The sequence below is a fragment of the Pseudoramibacter alactolyticus ATCC 23263 genome, assembly GCF_000185505.1.
In the GTDB taxonomy this organism is placed as follows: domain Bacteria; phylum Bacillota; class Clostridia; order Eubacteriales; family Eubacteriaceae; genus Pseudoramibacter; species Pseudoramibacter alactolyticus.
The window spans coordinates 1-1,273 of the sequence record NZ_GL622362.1 but is presented as its reverse complement, the minus strand read 5'-3'; the positions used below and the strand labels follow the sequence as shown (position 1 = coordinate 1,273).

1 protein-coding gene is annotated in these 1,273 nt (G+C 59.4%); it reads left to right on the top strand.

Annotated features, from left to right (window positions below; genetic code table 11):
* The first annotated feature begins 4 nt into the window (after window positions 1-4).
* Window positions 5-1,195 carry an elongation factor Tu gene (gene tuf, locus HMPREF0721_RS11150; protein ID WP_040640536.1) on the top strand — a complete coding sequence of 397 codons (1,191 nt, stop codon included), beginning with the start codon at window positions 5-7 and terminating at the stop codon, window positions 1,193-1,195.
* Window positions 1,196-1,273: the final 78 nt, after the last annotated feature.

Below are 1,273 nucleotides of genomic sequence, written 5' to 3'. Positions count from 1 at the left end.
TAAAATGGCAAAAGAAAAATTTGAAAGATCGAAGCCGCATGTAAACATCGGGACCATCGGTCACGTGGACCATGGGAAAACCACCCTGACAGCGGCGATCACGAAAGTGCTTCACGGGCGGTACGGCTCGGGGGAAGAAGTGGCCTTCGAAAACATCGATAAAGCCCCGGAAGAAAGAGAACGCGGGATCACCATCTCCACCGCCCACGTTGAATACGAAACCCCGACCCGTCACTACGCCCATGTCGACTGCCCCGGGCACGCCGACTACGTCAAAAACATGATCACCGGCGCGGCCCAGATGGACGGCGCGATTTTAGTCGTCTCCGCGGCCGACGGCCCGATGCCGCAGACCCGGGAACACATCCTGCTCGCCCGCCAGGTCGGCGTGCCCTACATCGTCGTCTTCCTCAATAAAGAAGACCAAGTTGACGACCCCGAACTCATCGAACTCGTCGAAATGGAAGTCCGCGAACTCCTCGATGAATACGACTTCCCGGGCGACGACACCCCGATCGTCGTCGGCTCCGCCCTTAAAGCCCTCGAAGAACCCGACAGCGAATGGGGCGACAAAATCGTCAAACTGATGGAAGAAGTCGACGCCTACATCCCCGAACCGCAAAGAGACCTCGACAAACCCTTCCTGATGCCCGTCGAAGACGTCTTCTCCATCACCGGCCGCGGCACCGTCGCCACCGGGAGAGTCGAACGCGGCGTCATCCACGTCGGAGACGAAGTCGACATCGTCGGGATCAAAGAAGCCCAGAAATCCACCGTCACCGGCGTCGAAATGTTCAGAAAACAACTCGACGAAGGCCGTTCGGGCGACAACATCGGCGCCCTGCTGCGCGGGATCGACCGGACCCAAATCGAACGCGGCCAGGTCTTAGCCGCACCGGGCTCCATCCACCCGCACACCCACTTCACCGCCCAGGTCTACGTTCTGACCAAAGAAGAAGGCGGGCGTCACACCCCGTTCTTTGACGGCTATCGTCCGCAGTTCTACTTCAGAACCACCGACGTCACCGGCGACATCAAACTGCCGGAAGGCGTAGAAATGGTCATGCCGGGCGACAACACCGAAATGGAAGTCACCCTGATCACCCCGGTCGCCATGGAAGAAGGCCTGCGCTTCGCCATTCGTGAAGGCGGTCACACCGTCGGCTCCGGCGCGGTCGCGAAGATCATCGACTGACAAACCGGAAACAAACCATCAAGGACCCACCGACCGGCGGGTCTTTTTTAGTGCCGCTGATTCGGAAGGCGGATAGGG

Bases quoted from the DNA above. Each gene is read 5' to 3' on its own strand.
- tuf (WP_040640536.1), top strand. From the start codon at position 5: ATGGCAAAAGAAAAATTTGAAAGATCGAAGCCGCATGTAAACATCGGG.